The sequence below is a fragment of the Vibrio sp. DW001 genome (assembly GCF_029016285.1).
GTDB lineage: Bacteria > Pseudomonadota > Gammaproteobacteria > Enterobacterales > Vibrionaceae > Vibrio.
Window position 1 is genome coordinate 445,942 of record NZ_CP091975.1, and the last position, 17,500, is coordinate 463,441.

The window sequence follows — 17,500 nt, forward strand, 5'->3', positions numbered from 1 at the left end:
ATTTTTTACATTACTCTTCAATAGTATATGGGAGGCTCTCTATTTGCCAGTTAGTGTTGGGTTGATTGGTTAGTCTTAATGTTGTTTCTTTATCTAGGTTGTTCGGAAGAATAATCAAGCCAATAGTGATGCCGTCTGCATATCTATAATGCGCAAATAATGCCCCTACACTGCGCCAGTTTTCACCAACGCTTCTTTCCAGTTCTAGTGGTAAGTCAGATGCTGATTCAAGGTGGCCTTTAACTATCGCCATCGCCCTTTTGTTTGTCCCTCTATATTTCGCTCTTGCGACGGTTTCTTGGCCTGTATAACAACCTTTACTAAAGCTAATACCATTGATGGCTTGTAAATTAAATGCTTGAGGGATTTGAGTGTTTTGGGTCGCCTCTATGATTCTTGGTATCCCTTCTTCAATATCAAATTTGTCCCAGATATCTTCTTGTGCGAAAAATGCACTGTGTAAGTTATCTAAAATTGTTTCGACTGCGTCAAAATTCAAAACTAGGAGCCATCGATTATTCTCAATTTTAACGGCACTTCCACCTTCTATCGCTCGTACGTTGCCACGAGTTGAGCTTAAGTTATCAATGACGTTATCCGCATTGCTACCAAGTAGACCAATAGCAATATCAGAACTGATATCTAGATCTACTTTGGAAAAAACAGAATATTTCTTTATTTCTTTCAAAGAGGTTTCAATTGTTGAGGAGTGATGAAAAAGTGCATAACCATCTTTGTGCTGAAAACAGCGGAAGATACTAAACACTTTGCCTTTCGCGTCACAATGAGCGGCTAGCGTCGATTCTTCGGGGCTGACAGTCGCTAGGTCACAAGTTAGTTGGCCTTGCAGGTATGACTCTTTATCGTCTCCCGTGACCGATATGAAATTCCATGATTTAAGGTCGGTAACCATTAATTCTGGTATATGGTCAGTTGAATTTAGTTCGAGCTTTGTGAATCGGTTTTGCCATTTCATAGTAGTATCGCCTTGGCTATTTCATTCTTAGAATAGGTATCTTATTGCCATAATGTTAATCTGCTTACATTTTTTTGTCAGCTATCCTTTCATTATTGTTTATACCCATTGGATTAGCGTTATCATGTCTAGGTAGCTGTAATATTCAGTATAAAGGACTAATCAGAGGTAGGTAGATGTATAAACGAGAAGATAAAGCACGTATTAAATGGGCATGTCGAAGGGGCATGCTAGAACTCGATGTTGTCATCATGCCGTTTTATGATGAGTGCTTTGATTCACTTTCTGAAGATGAGAAGCATGATTTTGTTGCTCTTTTAGAGTGCGATGATCCCGACCTTTTTAATTGGGTGATGAAGCACGGAAGAAGTGATGATGAAAAGTTAGCCAATATGATTGATAAAATTGTTGCGCATAACAGAAGCAAGCTACGCTAATAATAGTTTAGTTAGTCTGTACTTACGCCCTTCAAAAATGGCTCATATCATTCAAATTAGTATTTTAATGTCGATGATATGGGCTGTGTTACTTTCCACTCTACCCACAGTGGTCTCTTTGTATTTGATTGTTCTTCTTGTTCGGTTGATTTTTGTTGGTGACTTTTATTCGAATACTGGGCGGTTAGAAATTTATTCGTCTGGTGATTTGAAGTTGAACAACCATTGGAGTAAGTGCAGAAGTGTTTTTACTCTCTATAAGCCAATTATGGTTCAGATCACTACGCTTGAAGGGACCAAAATTAATATTTGGCGTGATGCATGTATTGAGAAAGACTATCGTCATTTTCTCGTGATGTTACGATCTATCATCGCAAAGAAAGGGGAGTGATGACCATTACTCCCCTTTGCTTCGCAGTTAATATTAAGATTCTTCTCCAGGGACTAATATCGTTGGCCCTGAACCTTCAATAAGCTCAGGGTAGTCGAGCGTATAATGCAGTCCGCGGCTCTCCTTACGCTTCATTGCACAGCGTACCATTAACTCTGCTACTTGGAGCAGGTTACGCATTTCTAATAGGTTATTAGATACCCTGAAATTGCTATAATAATCATGTGTTTCTTGCTGAAGCATTTGAATTCGTCTCATCGCGCGCTCCAAACGCTTATCGGTACGGACAATACCCATATAATCCCACATAAACAGTCTTAACTCGTGCCAGTTATGTTGAATGACTACCTCTTCATCCGAATTATTTACCTGGCTTTCATCCCAAGCCGGTACTTTTGGAGGTAGTTCGGCATCATCAAGCTTTGTCAGTATATCCTTTGCAGCAGACCACGCATAAACCACACACTCTAAAAGGGAGTTGGATGCCATACGGTTCGCACCATGTAATCCCGTGTAACTCACTTCTCCAATCGCGTATAGGTGGTTTAGATCGCTTTGGCCTTGTTGATTCACCATTACACCACCACAGGTATAGTGTGCTGCCGGTACAATAGGAATAGGTTCCTTAGTCATATCAATGCCAAGGTCCTGAAGGCGCATATGAATGGTTGGGAAGTGTTTTTCAATAAATTCATCGGGTTTGTGACTAATATCTAGATACATACAATCCGCCCCCAATCGTTTCATTTCGAAATCTATCGCTCTCGCCACTACATCACGAGGAGCGAGTTCTTCTCTTTTATCAAAGTCAGGCATAAATCGAGAGCCATCAGGGCGAAGCAAGTACGCCCCTTCACCTCTTAGAGCCTCGGTAAGTAAAAAATTACGCGCTTCAGGATGAAATAGACAAGTAGGGTGGAATTGGTTGAACTCCATATTCGCAACTCGACACCCTGCGCGCCATGCCATTGCAATACCATCACCAGACGATACATCAGGATTTGAGGTGTACTGATAAACCTTCGACGCCCCACCAGTTGCTAAAACAACAAATTTGGCTCGAATAGTTTCAACGTGTTCATCGTTACGGTTCCATATGTAAGCCCCGATAATTTTTTTCTTGTCGCCGCCAACTTTATCTTCAGTGATGAGATCAAGTGCGTTGTATCTTTCAAAAATAGAAATATTGGGGTGGTTATGCGCATTATCTTGTAATGAGGTTTGCATCGCCATTCCGGTTGCATCAGCCGCATGTAAGATGCGACGATGGCTGTGGCCACCTTCTCGTGTTAAGTGGTAGCGTGGCTTTTCTTCGGAATAGTCGTCCTCTCTATCGAATGGCACACCGCCATCGATAAGCCATTGAACGCATTTTTTGCCATTTTTGGCAATAAATTCCACGGTTTCTTTTTCACAAAGATCGGCTCCTGCTATGAGCGTATCTTCTACGTGAGACTCAATACTATCGGATTCATCAAATACAGCAGCAATCCCTCCCTGCGCGTAAAAAGTCGACCCTTCACTTCTAGGCCCCTTACTTAATACAACGACTTTTGCATTTTTAGCAATACGTAGCGCTAGAGTCAGGCCAGCCGCTCCGCTACCAATAACTAATACGTCACATTGATGATCTCGATTTGTGTCCATAAATCTTTTTTCCCGTTTAGAGCACGAAACTACGCAGTCTTATAATACTTGAGTTACGCCAATGATTATGTGGCCAAAAGGCTTTGCCTTCAAATTTCTTTCACAATAAGGACAGAAGAACGGTTGCAATTCGGTAATATCGCCCTCACTATCCCAATTAAAGAAGCTGGTAAAGTTGGAATGCTGGGCGTTTAAAAGCGCGAATTTGAACAACGGATAATCAGTTAGTTTGTGTTTACACAGTACACTGTTCAATAATTTGATAAATTATTCAATAATCATTGAACTTCTTTCATTTACTAGAGTCACAATAGTGCTCATGTAAACTGTGGTGTCAACACTACATTATTGAATAATAAAAGTTCATATCTGAGAAGATAAGGCCGTTAACATAGGAGTATATGCTCGAATGAACGAGCAGTTGACCGATCAAGTACTCATTGAGCGAGTTCAGAATGGAGATAAGCAAGCATTTAATCTTTTGGTCATTAAGTACCAAAATAAAGTGTGTAATCTAATCTCTAGGTATGTTGGTAATTCAGGTGATGTCCAAGATGTCGCGCAAGAGGCTTTTATAAAAGCTTATCGCGCTATCCCAAACTTTAGAGGGGAAAGTGCGTTTTATACTTGGCTCTACAGAATTGCTGTCAATACCGCGAAGAACCACATAGTTGCGCAAGGAAGAAGACCTCCTGCAAGCGATGTTGATGCTGATGAAGCTGAATATTACGAAACGGGCAGTGCGCTAAAAGAAATATCGAACCCTGAGAACTTAGCGTTGTCCAATGAATTGAAACGCGTAGTTTTTGGTGCGATAGAAGCATTGCCTGAAGATTTAAAAACAGCGATGACATTACGAGAGCTGGATGGCTTGAGTTATGAAGATATTGCTGCAGTAATGGATTGTCCTGTAGGGACAGTTCGTTCGCGTATTTTCCGTGCAAGAGAAGCGGTTGAAAAGAAAATTGAACCGCTTTTGAGACGTTAATGTTTTTTCTGGTTAGCTCCAGAATACTGATATGGTGAATTAAATGGCTGACAAAGAACTACTTTCAGCACTTATGGACGGAGAAACTGTGGATGAAGCTCTGATTGCAGAGCTCGAACAGGACGTTGAAAGTCAGGACACTTGGAAAAACTATCATCTTATTGGTGATGTTATGAGAGGTGAAGCTCCTGAAACAGCAAATTGGAATATTGCTGGAAGTGTAGCAGCAGCGCTCGATGCAGAACCTGGACATCAACCAGTGGTTACCCCATTAATTGAGTCTCAACCTACTCCAGCACAAGCTCGACGACGTTTACCCGCATGGTTAACACAAATTGGCCAGGTTGGTGTAGCCGCATGTGTTTCTCTTATGGTAATAGTCGGAGTGCAGCAGTATGGTGGTTCTGAATCAACCAATATTGCATCTAAGCAATTACCTGTTTTGCAAACTATTCCTTTTGCCGGTAGCGTAGAGCCCGTAAGCCTGACTAGAGACTCAGTGTCTACAAAACAGAATAATGAGGCTCAACAACTGACGCAGCAACGCAAGCGTATAAATGCGATGCTACAAGATTATGAACTTCAACTTCGCCTATCATCTGAGCAATCAGGTGTTAACGGGTTGGAAGTAGAATCGGTAACTGAATGAAAAAATTTCTGATCAGTGCTTTGACACTGTTCAGTTTGATATCAACACAAGCCTCAGCTGAAGAAATATCAGCTGAGGCTTTGCTGCATCAAATGAACCAAGCAAGCAAGCACTTAAATTATGAACTCTCCTACATTCTGATTAAAAAAAACAGTATTGAACCTCTTCGGTATATGCATGCTAATGACAATGATATGGTCTACGCGCATCTTGTTTATTTAAGCGGACCTGTTAGAGAAGTTATTCGTCGCGGTCAAGAAATTAGCTATATAGAACCGGGTGTAGAGCCTTTTTCTATTGAGTCAGGAAACATGGTTGCGCCCCTCATTCCTATGCTTGATAGTGATATTGGAAAACTGAGTGAGTATTACGACTTTGTACTGATGGGGCGGGCTAGAGAAGCCAATTCGGCTTCACAAGTTGTCCGAGTTGTACCTAAAGACGGTCAGCGATATTCTTATGTAATGTGGATAGATGAGAAATCAAAATTACCTCTTCGAGCCGACCTCGTTGACAGAGATGGTGAAGTATTAGAGCAATATAGAACGATCTCTTACACGGTGAGTGATCGTATTGCCGCAGCATTAGTTAAGTTAGAGGACGTTAAGCTACCAAATGTTATCTCTTTGCCTAAGCAAGAAACGACTGAGTCATTTTGGAAGGTAAAATGGATACCATCAGGGTTCGAAGCACACAATTTAAATCGTTATAAAATGGTTACGACACAAAAAGTGGTAGAGAGCCAAATGTATAGCGATGGATTGTTCAGTTTTTCAGTTTACGTTTCTGAAGCGGATGACCTGTCACTAAAAAACAAACTAATTAGGCAAGGGAGAAGAACACTTCAGAGCTTCGTTAGAGGAAACAAAGAGGTGACTGTTGTGGGTGATATTCCACCCGCGACTGCAGTTAAAATAGCCAAATCAGTGAACTTTAGTGCTCCTGAAGAATTAGAACCGTCTTTGAAGTCAACAGAAGAGGTTTCTACTCAATGATGACAGCACTGGCAACCGTTGTTTCTGTGAAAGAGACAAAACAAGGATACCAAATTGGCTTATCCTGTGAACAGCAGACTAGCTGTAGCCATTGCTCTTCACAAAAAAATTGCGGTACTGGTATTGTCTCTAAAGCGATTGGTAATAAGAGCCATGCATGGACATTGATGACTCAAGAAAATGTAAAGGCAGGGCAGATGATAGAGATTGGTCTGCCTGAAAAAAACCTGCTTCAATTTGCTTCTCTTGTTTATCTTCTCCCCCTCGCGGCATTGATGTTAGGGGCGCTATTTGGACAACTGGTTATTAGCCCATTGTTCGGTGTTGGGGAAGTCGGTGGCGGGGAAGGATGGACGATATTATGTTCCCTTCTTTTTATGGGTGGAGGAGTCTGGCTTGCTCGACATTTTTCAACTAAACTTCAATCGAAATCAGAACAAATTGTTACTTTACTAAGAGTGTTTGGTAACAAAATTGATATTGCTGAGCGAGTGTCCTGACGTTAGTTAAAGGTAACAAATAACATCAAATTAACGTTTGACTGTAAATGAAGATAGCGGCAAAGCCTGAAATTGGGTAGAATCGCGCAACTTGATCGAAATACCATCATTGATGCGTATTTTTTCCATTCAATTTTTGCAACGAGTTAAGTCACACCAACCTATGAAGCACATTCGCAATTTTTCTATTATCGCCCATATCGACCACGGTAAGTCGACACTTTCAGACCGCTTGATCCAAATTTGCGGAGGCTTAAGTGAACGTGAAATGGACACTCAAGTCCTTGATTCTATGGATATAGAACGCGAGCGCGGTATCACAATCAAAGCTCAGAGTGTTACGTTAGACTATAAAGCTCAAGATGGTGAAACATATCAACTGAACTTTATTGATACTCCAGGTCATGTGGATTTTTCTTATGAAGTCTCTCGCTCTTTAGCTGCATGTGAAGGTGCACTTCTTGTTGTTGATGCAGGCCAAGGTGTTGAAGCTCAAACTGTAGCGAATTGCTATACAGCGATTGAAATGGATCTAGAAGTCGTTCCAATCCTAAATAAAATTGATTTACCTGCGGCTGATCCCGAACGTGTCTCTGAAGAGATCGAAGAAATCGTAGGTATTGAAGCATTAGAAGCAACATGTTGCTCGGCTAAAACAGGGCTAGGTGTTGATGCGGTACTTGAAAACATCGTTCGCTCAATTCCAGCGCCAAAAGGCGATACAAAAGCCCCACTGCAAGCATTGATTATTGATTCTTGGTTTGACAACTATCTTGGCGTCGTTTCTCTGGTACGTATTAAAAATGGCGTATTGAAGAAAAATGACAAAATTAGAGTGATGAGTACAGGGCAAGATTGGGGTGTGGATCGAATTGGTATCTTTACACCTAAGCGCCTCGATACTGATCAGCTTAGTACTGGCGAAGTAGGTTGGGTTGTTTGTGGTATCAAAGACATATTGGGTGCACCCGTTGGTGATACATTAACGCATGCTAAGCACGGAAGTGTAGAAGCACTACCGGGTTTCCAAAAGGTTAAACCTCAGGTATATGCAGGCTTATTCCCCGTTTCGTCAGACGATTATGAAAACTTTCGTGATGCGCTCGGTAAACTTAGCCTTAATGATGCTTCACTTTTCTATGAGCCTGAAAGTTCAGCCGCTCTAGGGTTTGGTTTTCGATGTGGTTTCTTAGGCATGTTGCACATGGAGATCATTCAAGAGCGTCTAGAGCGCGAATATGATCTCGACCTAATTACTACTGCTCCGACAGTGGTCTATGAAGTTAAGAAAAATAATGGTGATGTACTTTATGTTGATAGCCCTGCGAAACTCCCTGCAGTTAATGACCTAGAGGAAATTCGCGAACCAATCGCACGTTGTAATATTCTTGTGCCTTCAGAATATCTAGGTAATGTTATTACGCTATGTGTCGAGAAGCGTGGTACGCAAGTAGATATGGTTTATCACGGTACCCAAGTCGCAATTACTTATGATGTCCCAATGGCGGAAGTGGTTTTAGATTTCTTTGATCGATTGAAATCAACTTCTCGTGGATACGCATCGCTTGATTACAATTTCCATCATTTTACTGAATCCGATATGGTACGCGTAGACGTACTTATCAACGGAGATAAAGTGGATGCACTTGCGATTATCACTCACAAAGATATCGCTCAGTCTCGTGGGCGTTTGCTTGTCGAGAAAATGAAAGAGTTTATTCCTCGTCAAATGTTTGATATTGCAATTCAAGCTGCAATTGGTAGTCATATCATTGCTCGTTCAACGGTTAAGCAGTTACGTAAAAACGTCATTGCAAAATGTTACGGCGGTGATATTAGCCGTAAGAAAAAATTGTTGAAAAAACAGAAAGAAGGTAAGAAACGTATGAAGCGGATAGGTAATGTTGAATTACCACAAGAAGCTTTCCTTGCGATTCTTCACGTCGGCAAAGATTAATAATACAATCTAGACCAAATTTTAATAAAGAAAGGGTATTTCAATGCCCTTTCTTCTTTTTAGAAATAAAGGGAAATCGATGGCTAATACATTCTCACTCATATTGGTAATAGTAACGCTCGTTACCGGAGTTGTTTGGCTCCTAGAAAGATTAGTATGGGGAAAAAAACGCCAGCTAAAGGTTGCTGAAGTACAAGCGCAAACAAATGGCTTAACAGAAGACATTACGCGTAAACTTTCGACGCAACCATGGTGGATTGAAAATAGCGTATCAATTTTTCCGGTTATTGCTTTTGTATTAATACTGCGTTCGTTTATTTATGAACCATTTCAAATTCCATCCGGATCAATGATGCCAACATTGTTGGTGGGTGATTTTATCTTGGTGGAAAAGTACGCTTATGGGATCAAAGATCCTGTGTTTCGCTCTCAATTAGTTGAAACAGGCAAACCAGAACGTGGTGATGTTGTTGTCTTCAAATATCCACCACAACCTAGTATCGACTATATAAAACGTGTGGTTGGTATGCCTGGCGATACCGTACGTTATAACAAGAAAAAAGAAGTTTGTATTCAGCCACAAGGTGAGCAAACGTGTAAGCAAGTTGACTTATCTAACGTAGTAGAAAGTGAATTTCAGCAACAAGGTATTCCTCTTATTCAGCTTGATGAAAAGCTAGGAGAAGCGGATCATCAAATTTTAATTAACCCGCTTCGCCAAGATAATGTTGGTGCGTATCAACCACGTGGTGGTGTAAGCGAGTGGGTTGTACCAAAAGATCAGTACTTTGTTATGGGAGATAACCGTGACAATAGTGCAGATAGTCGTTACTGGGGCTTTGTACCAGAAGCGAACTTAGTTGGCAAAGCAGTCGGTATTTGGATTAGCTTTGAGTTTGAACGTGGTGCAAGCAGTGCATTGCCTTCATGGATTCCTACCGGTGTACGTTTTAATCGCATCGGTGGCATAGATTAATATTAATAGAGAGAGCATGGTTACTACTCCTATCTCCAAATTAGAGAAAAAGATCGGCTATAAGTTTAATGACGCTGATCTTTTTCATTTGGCGCTTACTCATCGTAGCGCCAATGGAAAACATAACGAACGTCTTGAGTTTCTGGGCGATTCAATTTTAAGTTTTGTCATTGCAGACGATCTTTATCACCGTTTCCCTAAGATTGATGAAGGGGACATGAGCCGCATGCGTGCAACTCTAGTGCGTGGAAAAACGCTAGCGGAACTAGGACGTGAGTTCGTTCTAGGAGATTACTTAAAATTAGGTCCAGGTGAGCTAAAAAGTGGTGGTTTTCGTCGTGACTCAATTCTTGCGGACGCTGTGGAAGCTATCATTGGTGCCGTTTATCTTGATAGCGATGTTGAGGGAGTACGAAAAATTATTCTCTCTTGGTACCAATCTCGTTTAGAGTCGATTGAGCCGGGTGTATCACAAAAAGATCCAAAGACTCGCTTGCAAGAGTGCTTGCAAGGACGTAAAAAACCGTTGCCAATCTACACAGTGACTAATATTAAAGGTGAAGCCCATAACCAAGAGTTTACGGTTTCATGTATTTTAGCGGGTGTGGATAAACCTGTTATTGGAATTGGAACCAGTCGCCGCAAGGCAGAACAAGCGGCTGCAGAATTAGCACTGGAGAAAGTAACCAATGGCTGAAGATAACAATGAAATCGATTTGGATGCATATTTTGCTAATAATAGTGAGAAAAGCGTCTCTACAGAGGATCAACATTGCGGGTTTATTGCGATTGTTGGTCGTCCGAATGTAGGAAAGTCGACTCTACTCAATCATATCCTTGGGCAGAAAATTTCGATCACATCGCGAAAGCCACAAACTACTCGCCATAGAATTATGGGTGTAGAGACAGATGGTGACTTCCAGGCTATCTATATTGATACCCCTGGTTTACATATTGAGGAAAAGCGCGCGATTAACCGATTAATGAATCGTGCAGCAAATAGTTCATTAAGCGATGTTAACTTGGTTCTGTTTTTAGTGGATGGCACACACTGGACTAACGACGATGAGATGGTGTTGAACAAGCTGAAGAAAGCTAACTTCCCAGTTGTTCTTTGCATGAATAAGGTAGATAACGTCAAGGATCGTAACGAAGTTATGCTCCATATGCAGGCGTTATCGACCAAGATGGATTTCGTTGATGTCGTGCCTATTTCAGCTAAAAATGGTAAGAATACAGATGTACTGCGTAAGCATGTTCGTGAACACTTACCTCTAGCCGTACACCACTTTCCAGAAGAGTATGTCACCGATCGTTCTCAGCGTTTCATGGCATCAGAAATCGTGCGTGAAAAACTCATGCGTTTTACTGGTGATGAATTACCATATTCCATTACCGTTGAGATAGAGAGATTTGATTACAACCCTGACACGGATGGGTTTCACATCAATGCCTTGATTTTTGTTGAACGCAGCGGCCAGAAAAAAATGGTCATCGGCAAAGGTGGCGATAAGATAAAGACGATTGGACGTGAGGCTCGTCTAGATATGGAAGAGCTGTTTGGTCGCAAGGTTTATCTCGAAACATGGGTTAAAGTGAAATCTGGTTGGGCCGATGACGAAAGAGCACTTCGTTCATTGGGTTACATGGACGATTTATAAATTCTCCCTTGAAAGGCAGCAGCACTCTCAGGTGCTGTTGTTTTGCTTCAGAAATCAACTGGCTGCATGGTGTAGCACATTTAAGGAACATGTATTTAGCTTCTTAGGGATGTACTATGATAGAAAACCTGCAGAGATGTTTTGTTCTTCATCGGCGTTCCTACAGTGAATCCAGCTTAATTCTTGATGTATTCAGCGAAGAATATGGACGGGTTAGCATCATGGCTAAAGGAGCCAGAGGAAAACGTTCCAATTTAAAAGGTGCATTACAACCCTTTACCCCTTTACTCATGAAGTGGTCTGGAAAAGGCAGTATGAAAACACTTCGCCAAGCTGAACCAATTAGTTTGGGGCTGCCAATCCACGGTATTAATTTATATTCTGCACTGTATGTGAATGAATTGCTCGATCGAGTAATAGAAAACGAGACACCTTACCCCGCATTATTTCACGACTATCTGCATGCCCTTACTGAACTTGCACAAACTGAAAATCCCGAACCCGCGCTTAGACGTTTTGAATTAGCATTGTTGTCCTCTTTAGGTTATGGCGTCGATTTTATGCATTGCGCTGGGACAGGAGAACCCGTTGACCCTGAAATGACCTATCGATTTAGAGAACAAAAAGGCTTTATTGCGAGCGTTCGCAACGATAACCTTACTTTCTTTGGTAATGAGCTTATTGCTATTTCAGAAAGACGATTTTTAACTAAAGAGCAGCTAAAAGCGGCAAAACGCTTTACACGTATAGCCTTAAAGCCTTATCTTGGCGGTAAACCATTAAAAAGTCGGGAACTATTTGCTGTCAGAACAGCCGTTCCCAAAAACACGGAGTAATGAGAAATGAGCTCTATTCTTTTAGGGGTCAATATCGACCATATTGCCACTTTACGTAATGCACGAGGAACAAAATATCCCGATCCAGTACACGCAGCTGAGATAGCTGAAAGAGCGGGTGCGGATGGTATCACGGTTCATTTACGTGAAGATCGCCGTCATATTTTAGATCGAGATGTGCGAATTCTTCGTGAAACCATTCAAACTCGTATGAACTTAGAAATGGCGGTCACCGATGAGATGGTCGACATAGCGATCGAGACCAAACCTGAATTTGTCTGTCTTGTCCCTGAAAAACGTGAAGAACTCACCACTGAAGGTGGCTTGGACGTTAAAGGCCAATTAGATAAGATTAAAGCGGCAACCAAGAAACTCACTGAAGCTGGTATTAAAGTATCGTTATTTATTGATGCTGACCGAGAGCAAATTGATGCAGCCAAAGCTTGTAAGGCACCATTTATAGAGCTTCATACAGGTCATTATGCGGACGCAAAAACAGAACAAGATCAACAAGACGAACTCAAAAAAATTGCCGCGGCTGCAAGCTATGCAGATGACCAAGGTATAACAGTAAATGCAGGTCATGGGTTGACGTATCACAACGTTGGCGCTATTGCAGCGCTTCCTGAGCTCTATGAGCTTAATATAGGGCACTCTATCATGGGACGCGCTGTGTTTGACGGCCTAGACAAAGCGGTTGCAGATATGAGAACGGCAATGATACAAGCTAGACGATAGATCGATGGCTATTGTTGGGCTAGGAACTGATATTGCGGAAATTGAGCGATTAGAAAAAGCGTTATCAAGAAATGGTGATGCTTTTGCCAAAAGAATTCTAGCTGAATCTGAATATCGAATCTATCTGACTCTTAAGCAGCAAGGCCGTTTTTTGGCTAAGCGCTTTGCTGCAAAAGAAGCCGCGTCTAAAGCTTTGGGGACGGGGATTGCCCATGGCGTTACCTTCCATGACTTCGTCATTAGTAATGATGAAAATGGCAAACCGATTCTAATGTTAGAAAATAGAGCCAAAGATATTGCCGATAAGCGGAGTGTTACGCACGTACACTTGTCTATTTCTGATGAACGACATTACGCTGTCGCGACGGTAGTGATGGAATCTTAGTCACCATAAAAGCTGTATCTATTATTAAGATACAGCTTTTATTTTAAGGACAGATTTTATTTGAGATAAAGCTTCGCTGTCGTGAGAACCTTGTCCATTTCGTCTTGTAGTTCAAATAGCTCTGGTTCGATATCTTCTATACTTCTTCCCGAGCGAAGTGATTTTTCAATCTCAGCACACACCGCTTTTAATTTTGGAACACCGCTGTATGAACAACTGCCATGAAGTTTGTGGATGTAGTGTAAGAGTTCATCTGTTGGATAATCATCCTCTTCCAATACCTGTTCGACTACCACTGAAACCTCAGCAATAAAGTCTATTAGCATTTGTAGCATTTCTTTGGCAAGTTCCACTTTATTGGCTGCCTGTTTTAGCGCGGTTTGCCAATCAACAATCACATCTGTTTTAGGTTTGTCGGTCTGACTCTCTATTATCACTTCAGAGGGCAGTTCCAGTTTCTCAACTGATTCCTGAGCGTTTGGGTTCCAGTGAACTAATACCTGCTGAAGGATATGTTCCTCTATCGGTTTGGTTAGATAATCATCCATGCCAGCGTTGAGTAAACGATCTCTTTCGCCGCTCATAGCGTGTGCTGTCACAGCAATGACGGGGGTATCGCTGTTTAGCTCTATTTCTCTTATCTTCCTACTCGCCGTCACTCCATCCATATGAGGCATCTGAATATCCATAAGCACAATATCAAATTTCTGCTTTGTCGCTTCGTCTATCGCCTTTTTGCCGCTAGAACAAGAGACCACATATTCAACACGTTCCGAAAGCAATGCTGTAATCAATTTTAGATTGGCAGGATTGTCATCTACTGCCATCACTTTGAGGTCCATTTTTTCGTAGTCGTCTATTCCAACGACTTCAGGTTCAGCTAGCACCACACTTGTTTGCTGTTGATGCTTCGCAAGTGAACCTAATAGTTTTCTGCGTGAAAGTGGTTTGGTCATACATTGGATGTGAAAGGTTTCAGATATTTTTTCTGCTAACGCAAGTTCTGTGCTTGGAATTGCGATGATAACTTGATCCGCATAGGTTTGAGTTTTTTCTATCCATTCGCTGACCTCTTTAAAGCTATTCTCTTTTTTAGGAGAAAGGCTGATTAATGCACAATCTTGTCTATCGAAATCATTTGGCACGCTGGTTTGGTAGGTAACCAGTAAGCCTTCTTGGCCAAGTTGTTGCTGAACGATCGAGGCGGCCTGCATATTTGGTTCAATAAGAAGAACGCGCCTATTTTGCAAATATTGGCTTTCAACTTGATGAAGTTGCGGAAGATCGGTCGTTGCGAGACGTAGAGTAAACCAGAATGTAGACCCTTGGTGTAATCGGCTTGTTAGGCTTATCTCTCCTCCCATTTGACCAACTAATTTCTGAGTGATGACCAAACCTAAACCTGTCCCTCCATAACGTCTCGAAATACTTGCGTCTGCTTGGCTAAATGCTTGGAATAGTTGAGATTGCTGCCTTTCAGATATGCCTATACCTGTATCTCGAACCATAAATTGCAACTCAACACTGTCGTCTTTCTTTGCTCGTAACTCGACGCTAATATCAATGTTACCTCGTTCAGTGAATTTAATGGAGTTGCCCATTAAATTTGTCAAGACCTGTTGAATTCGTAACGGATCACCAATGAGCCCAGCAGGGATTTTAGGGTCGACCTTGAGGGTGATTTCCAACCCCTTTTCATGAGCAGTAGTCGCCTGTAAGCTAACCACTTCTTCTAGACTTTCTTGGAATTCAAACGGGATATTTTCGAGCAATAGCTTGCCAGCTTCAAGTTTCGAGAAGTCTAAGATGTCATTGATAATATGTAATAAGTTGTTGGCGGAACGTTCAATCGTTTGTAGGTAATCAGTCTGACTTGAGGATAAATTAGTCTTGAGCATTTGGCGAGTAAAACCAATTACGCCATTAAGGGGTGTTCTTAATTCATGAGACATATTAGCTAAAAATTCAGATTTAACGCGAGCGGCTTCCTGAGCCCGTTTTTTTGCGATATCTAATTCAACATTCTGAATCTCAAGTTGTTCTAATGTTTCTCTAAGATCGGATGTTGCTTGGTCAATACTATGCTGCATTTCTACATGGTATTCAGACAAAGACATTGCCATGGCATTGATACCATTTTTAAGCGAATCAAGTTCACCATGCATGGTGCCTTCAATTCGTGAATCTAGATGACCACGACGGATTCGGTCGACGGTCTCTTGCATGTTGGTGATGGGTTGTGTTACATCGTGCATTAACCGATACGCGAATACAGCAGAAAGACCAAGACCTAGAACTAATACGACGAGCGCGGCAAAGATTTCCTGATATTGTTGTAATCTAAGCGTCGATAAATCGAGCTCCATGGAAATGTAGCCAAGGGGTTGATTGAGATCAGTCGCGGTCTCACTCTGCAGAAAAAACTTTCCTTCGGCAATAATGGGTGCTCTTAGTATCAAACGAGAGTCAACCAGTTCGATATTGGTCAACAGAGGTATTGGTTTATCTCGGGGAAATGTTAGCGCTTCAAAGTTTGGATGAAAATTAGACGTTACAAATAGCTGATGGTTAGCATCAAAAACGGCAATGCTCCGAACGATAGCCGAATTTTTTCTGTGCGCGTAACTAATAATGCGCCGAACCGCTTCATGGCTTTGTTCCGTCATTCCATATTCGCTTGCAATCGCGAGAGGTTCTAGAATACTAGTTCCTGAAGAGATCAGCTGAGTTTCCAAATCGTTATAACGATTTGAAGTAAAAAATGTACTCAATAACAAGCCAACAATTAACGTTGGCGCTAGAGTTAGAGTGATTACGCGGGCTCGTAGGCCATATCTGGTCATTATTATCTGATTACTTATTCGCTAATTACAATGCGGTCTGGATATGGGAAAATATATCAATAGCTTAAACAAAGCACATCAATTCGACAATCTTCCCAAGTAAGAATAGTGATACTAGGACAAAAGAGACTTAACATGGCGCGTTTTTATCAACCTAAAAAGAAAACTTCATTAGATCCAAAGCATCAGCCGGTTCGTGTTGAAAGGCTCGACCATCAAGGTGCTGGTATAGCATTTTTAAACAAAAAAACGGTTTTTATCGATGGTGTATTGCCTGAAGAAGAAGTGTTGATTCAACTCACTGAGAGCAAGAGTAAATTTTCTCGTGCAAAGTTGATCAAAGTACTTAAACCAAGCCCTGAACGTATGGAAGCATTTTGTCCTGTTTATGAAGAGTGTGGAGGTTGCAATATGCAACACCTAAACCATTCTGCACAGGTAGAATATAAACAGAGTTCTCTTCGTCAGCTGATAAAAAAGTTCTCTGGTGAAGAACTCGAATTGGCAGCGCCAATTCTTGGCGAAGATCAAGGCTACCGACGTCGTGCGCGCATAAGCCTGTATTTCAATACCAAAGGTGGGCAAAGAGGGAACGGTTCAAAACTTGAGTTTGGTTTTCGCAAAAAACAGAGCAAACAAATTGTTCAGGTATTCGATTGTGCAGCCCTAGAACCCAAGCTAAATGAATTACTGCCTGAACTGTATAGTTTGCTCACTAGCTTCAAAAAACAGACAGAGTTAGGCCATTTAGAGCTGGCGTTGGGTGATGATCAACCGGTACTTATGTTGAGAGTGATGAAACCGTTACCCGATGTAGATTTGTTATCGTTACGTGAGTTCTCAAAAAGAAAAGCGTTAACGCTTTATGTTTTATCAGATCAAGACACATTACAGCGATTAGAAGGCGAAAAGCCAGCATACAGTGAAGGTGGATTTGTCATTCCATTTTTGCCGACGAACTTTATTCAGATTAACCGAAAGGTGAATCAACAGATGGTGAGCCAGGCGATAGAGTGGCTAGATATTACCAGCGAAGACAGAGTGCTAGATCTATTTTGTGGCCTTGGAAACTTTAGCCTCCCAATGGCAATTAAAGCAAAAGCGGTTGTCGGCGTTGAAGGTATACAAGAAATGGTCGACCAAGCCAAAGCGAATGCAAAGAAAAACGAGATTAATAATGTCGAGTTTTTTCAAACCAATCTTGAACAAGATATATCAAATAATGAGTGGGCTAAATCTAAGTTTGATAAAGTGTTGCTAGACCCAGCTAGAGCAGGGGCAAGCGGTGTTGTAGATCAACTTTTTGAGCTTGGAGTTAAGAGCGTAGTGTACGTTTCTTGTAATCCTGCTACGCTTGCCAGAGATTGTCAGAGTTTACTTGACCAAGGCTTTAAATTGACCCGACTAGGCATGTTAGATATGTTTCCACATACTAGTCATTTAGAGTCGATGGCTCTGTTTCAAAGAAATAGTAAATACCAAATAAATAAGACGACAGACGACGTGTCAGTCTTCAAATAG

17 protein-coding genes are annotated in these 17,500 nt (G+C 41.5%); 14 read left to right on the forward strand and 3 right to left on the reverse strand.

Annotation, left to right across the window (positions count from 1 at the left end; translation table 11 throughout):
- Positions 1 to 10: 10 nt before the first annotated feature.
- Positions 11 to 976, reverse strand: coding sequence for a tRNA-modifying protein YgfZ (gene ygfZ / locus L3V77_RS02220; protein ID WP_275135529.1), 966 nt, complete (start codon positions 974 to 976; stop codon positions 11 to 13).
- 176 nt (positions 977 to 1,152) lie between these two features.
- Here ygfZ and L3V77_RS02225 point away from each other — a divergent pair, with 176 nt between their 5' ends.
- Together L3V77_RS02225 and L3V77_RS02230 are read left to right on the forward strand one after the other, a co-directional pair.
- On the forward strand, positions 1,153 to 1,413 hold the full coding sequence (locus L3V77_RS02225; RefSeq protein WP_275135530.1) for a succinate dehydrogenase assembly factor 2: 261 nt from the start codon (positions 1,153 to 1,155) through the stop codon (positions 1,411 to 1,413).
- A gap of 67 nt (positions 1,414 to 1,480) precedes the next feature.
- The gene (locus L3V77_RS02230) at positions 1,481 to 1,804 is read left to right on the forward strand and encodes a hypothetical protein (RefSeq protein ID WP_275135531.1); all 324 of its coding nucleotides are present in this window, start codon (positions 1,481 to 1,483) and stop codon (positions 1,802 to 1,804) included.
- 33 nt (positions 1,805 to 1,837) lie between these two features.
- Here L3V77_RS02230 and nadB read toward each other — a convergent pair whose 3' ends face one another.
- Positions 1,838 to 3,451 (reverse strand): L-aspartate oxidase, encoded by a 1,614-nt coding sequence (gene nadB, locus L3V77_RS02235; protein WP_275135532.1) that lies wholly within the window; start codon positions 3,449 to 3,451, stop codon positions 1,838 to 1,840.
- Positions 3,452 to 3,860: 409 nt separating this feature from the next.
- Between nadB and rpoE the strand changes: the two genes are divergently transcribed.
- From rpoE to acpS, 11 genes are all read left to right on the forward strand, one after another.
- A complete protein-coding gene (rpoE, locus tag L3V77_RS02240) occupies positions 3,861 to 4,439 on the forward strand; it encodes an RNA polymerase sigma factor RpoE (RefSeq protein WP_195702170.1) in 579 nt (192 codons plus the stop codon).
- 43 nt (positions 4,440 to 4,482) lie between these two features.
- Positions 4,483 to 5,088, forward strand: a complete 606-nt coding sequence (locus L3V77_RS02245; RefSeq protein ID WP_275135533.1) for an RseA family anti-sigma factor — start codon at positions 4,483 to 4,485, stop codon at positions 5,086 to 5,088.
- Positions 5,085 to 6,083 (forward strand): sigma-E factor regulatory protein RseB, encoded by a 999-nt coding sequence (gene rseB / locus L3V77_RS02250; protein WP_275135534.1) that lies wholly within the window; start codon positions 5,085 to 5,087, stop codon positions 6,081 to 6,083. Before L3V77_RS02245 ends, rseB begins: the two co-directional genes overlap by 4 nt.
- The gene (locus tag L3V77_RS02255; protein WP_275135535.1) at positions 6,080 to 6,583 is read left to right on the forward strand and encodes a SoxR reducing system RseC family protein; all 504 of its coding nucleotides are present in this window, start codon (positions 6,080 to 6,082) and stop codon (positions 6,581 to 6,583) included. The genes rseB and L3V77_RS02255 overlap by 4 nt, the downstream gene beginning before the upstream one ends.
- 163 nt (positions 6,584 to 6,746) lie before the next feature.
- Positions 6,747 to 8,540, forward strand: a complete 1,794-nt coding sequence (lepA, locus tag L3V77_RS02260; protein WP_275135536.1) for a translation elongation factor 4 — start codon at positions 6,747 to 6,749, stop codon at positions 8,538 to 8,540.
- A gap of 79 nt (positions 8,541 to 8,619) precedes the next feature.
- Positions 8,620 to 9,516, forward strand: coding sequence for a signal peptidase I (lepB, locus tag L3V77_RS02265; protein ID WP_275135537.1), 897 nt, complete (start codon positions 8,620 to 8,622; stop codon positions 9,514 to 9,516).
- A gap of 16 nt (positions 9,517 to 9,532) precedes the next feature.
- Positions 9,533 to 10,213 carry a ribonuclease III gene (gene rnc / locus L3V77_RS02270; protein WP_275135538.1) on the forward strand — a complete coding sequence of 227 codons (681 nt, stop codon included), beginning with the start codon at positions 9,533 to 9,535 and terminating at the stop codon, positions 10,211 to 10,213.
- On the forward strand, positions 10,206 to 11,177 hold the full coding sequence (gene era / locus L3V77_RS02275; RefSeq protein WP_275135539.1) for a GTPase Era: 972 nt from the start codon (positions 10,206 to 10,208) through the stop codon (positions 11,175 to 11,177). The genes rnc and era overlap by 8 nt, the downstream gene beginning before the upstream one ends.
- A 116-nt stretch (positions 11,178 to 11,293) precedes the next feature.
- The gene (gene recO, locus L3V77_RS02280; protein ID WP_275135540.1) at positions 11,294 to 12,013 is read left to right on the forward strand and encodes a DNA repair protein RecO; all 720 of its coding nucleotides are present in this window, start codon (positions 11,294 to 11,296) and stop codon (positions 12,011 to 12,013) included.
- Positions 12,014 to 12,019: 6 nt separating this feature from the next.
- Entirely contained in the window at positions 12,020 to 12,751 is a 732-nt protein-coding gene (gene pdxJ / locus L3V77_RS02285; RefSeq protein ID WP_275135541.1) for a pyridoxine 5'-phosphate synthase, read from the forward strand.
- Positions 12,752 to 12,755: 4 nt separating this feature from the next.
- Positions 12,756 to 13,136, forward strand: a complete 381-nt coding sequence (acpS, locus tag L3V77_RS02290; RefSeq protein ID WP_275135542.1) for a holo-ACP synthase — start codon at positions 12,756 to 12,758, stop codon at positions 13,134 to 13,136.
- A gap of 56 nt (positions 13,137 to 13,192) precedes the next feature.
- On the opposite strand, the gene barA is transcribed toward acpS, so the two are convergent.
- Positions 13,193 to 15,979 (reverse strand): two-component sensor histidine kinase BarA, encoded by a 2,787-nt coding sequence (gene barA / locus L3V77_RS02295; protein WP_275135543.1) that lies wholly within the window; start codon positions 15,977 to 15,979, stop codon positions 13,193 to 13,195.
- Positions 15,980 to 16,114: 135 nt separating this feature from the next.
- Between barA and rlmD the strand changes: the two genes are divergently transcribed.
- Positions 16,115 to 17,500, forward strand: a complete 1,386-nt coding sequence (rlmD, locus tag L3V77_RS02300) for a 23S rRNA (uracil(1939)-C(5))-methyltransferase RlmD (protein WP_275135544.1) — start codon at positions 16,115 to 16,117, stop codon at positions 17,498 to 17,500.

Bases quoted from the DNA above. Each gene is read 5' to 3' on its own strand.
- ygfZ (WP_275135529.1), bottom strand. From the start codon at position 976: ATGAAATGGCAAAACCGATTCACAAAGCTCGAACTAAATTCAACTGAC.
- L3V77_RS02225 (WP_275135530.1), top strand. From the start codon at position 1,153: ATGTATAAACGAGAAGATAAAGCACGTATTAAATGGGCATGTCGAAGG.
- L3V77_RS02230 (WP_275135531.1), top strand. From the start codon at position 1,481: ATGTCGATGATATGGGCTGTGTTACTTTCCACTCTACCCACAGTGGTC.
- nadB (WP_275135532.1), bottom strand. From the start codon at position 3,451: ATGGACACAAATCGAGATCATCAATGTGACGTATTAGTTATTGGTAGC.
- rpoE (WP_195702170.1), top strand. From the start codon at position 3,861: ATGAACGAGCAGTTGACCGATCAAGTACTCATTGAGCGAGTTCAGAAT.
- L3V77_RS02245 (WP_275135533.1), top strand. From the start codon at position 4,483: ATGGCTGACAAAGAACTACTTTCAGCACTTATGGACGGAGAAACTGTG.
- rseB (WP_275135534.1), top strand. From the start codon at position 5,085: ATGAAAAAATTTCTGATCAGTGCTTTGACACTGTTCAGTTTGATATCA.
- L3V77_RS02255 (WP_275135535.1), top strand. From the start codon at position 6,080: ATGATGACAGCACTGGCAACCGTTGTTTCTGTGAAAGAGACAAAACAA.
- lepA (WP_275135536.1), top strand. From the start codon at position 6,747: ATGAAGCACATTCGCAATTTTTCTATTATCGCCCATATCGACCACGGT.
- lepB (WP_275135537.1), top strand. From the start codon at position 8,620: ATGGCTAATACATTCTCACTCATATTGGTAATAGTAACGCTCGTTACC.
- rnc (WP_275135538.1), top strand. From the start codon at position 9,533: ATGGTTACTACTCCTATCTCCAAATTAGAGAAAAAGATCGGCTATAAG.
- era (WP_275135539.1), top strand. From the start codon at position 10,206: ATGGCTGAAGATAACAATGAAATCGATTTGGATGCATATTTTGCTAAT.
- recO (WP_275135540.1), top strand. From the start codon at position 11,294: ATGATAGAAAACCTGCAGAGATGTTTTGTTCTTCATCGGCGTTCCTAC.
- pdxJ (WP_275135541.1), top strand. From the start codon at position 12,020: ATGAGCTCTATTCTTTTAGGGGTCAATATCGACCATATTGCCACTTTA.
- acpS (WP_275135542.1), top strand. From the start codon at position 12,756: ATGGCTATTGTTGGGCTAGGAACTGATATTGCGGAAATTGAGCGATTA.
- barA (WP_275135543.1), bottom strand. From the start codon at position 15,979: ATGACCAGATATGGCCTACGAGCCCGCGTAATCACTCTAACTCTAGCG.
- rlmD (WP_275135544.1), top strand. From the start codon at position 16,115: ATGGCGCGTTTTTATCAACCTAAAAAGAAAACTTCATTAGATCCAAAG.